At 62.1% G+C, this 812-nt stretch carries 1 protein-coding gene; it reads left to right on the plus strand.

Features of this window, described 5'->3' with window-relative positions; all coding sequences use genetic code 11:
- Nucleotides 1–204: 204 nt before the first annotated feature.
- The gene (locus ACFWPJ_RS24550) at nucleotides 205–654 is read left to right on the plus strand and encodes a hypothetical protein (RefSeq protein WP_378854736.1); all 450 of its coding nucleotides are present in this window, start codon (nucleotides 205–207) and stop codon (nucleotides 652–654) included.
- The last annotated feature ends 158 nt before the right edge of the window (nucleotides 655–812 follow it).

An 812-nucleotide genomic window follows, 5' to 3' on the forward strand; every position in this document is an offset into this window, starting at 1 on the left:
CAAGATCAAAGTGCCCCTGTGGTCTGTAATCAATGTCACATTTGTGCCTTGGTTGCGGCTGGTGACTGTCGGGGTCTCCCTCAGCGGATGACCTGTCAAGGGTGTGGGGAATGTAAATCGCGCTCCCATCGATCGCGGTAGGGTTAGCTGTGTCAGGGATTTCTTGACGCGCTGTAGATCTGTCATGCGACGGGGAGGTTTGTCGTGGTGGAGCCCTCCGACGAGAGGATTGCAAAGGCGGCATCCGAGTTGAATCTTCTTCTCATCGCCCAGTGCGATCGATTGGCTCGTGCGTTGATCGCGGAGACGGAGTCGGTCGATCTCGCCTCACCCCGGAGAGCTGCGGAGTTGTTGGAACTGACCAAGCTTCGAATTCGGCACCGCGCCAACTTCGCGGATCTCAGTGCGGCGGTGGCGGCTGCCCGAATTTCTGGTGCCACCTGGGCGCAGATCGGGGACGCGGTCGGATCGTCGCGTCAGGCGGCGTTCGAACGCTGGAGCAAGGCGGTGCGGGCGTACGAGAACGCGACGCGGGAGGAAAGTGGGGTCCCCGAGGATGTGCTCGACAAATACGATCCGTTCGGGATGAAGCTGTCGCCCACCGCCGCTCAGTTCGTGCCGGCCGACCCGGATTCGGTGAGCGATGGCGAATGACTTGCTCGCCTGGGGATCACATGCCGGGACGTCGAGAAGTGGTGGGGGATAGGTGGAGTGGGTGATGGCGGCGCGCCAGGGGCGGAGGGCTCACTGTCGGGGTGCCGCACAAGAGTTTCTGAGAATGCCGAGGGGGGGAGAGAGGAGGTGGTTCCACA

Origin of the sequence: Nocardia sp. NPDC058497 (assembly GCF_042720195.1) — a bacterium.
Lineage (GTDB): Bacteria > Actinomycetota > Actinomycetes > Mycobacteriales > Mycobacteriaceae > Nocardia.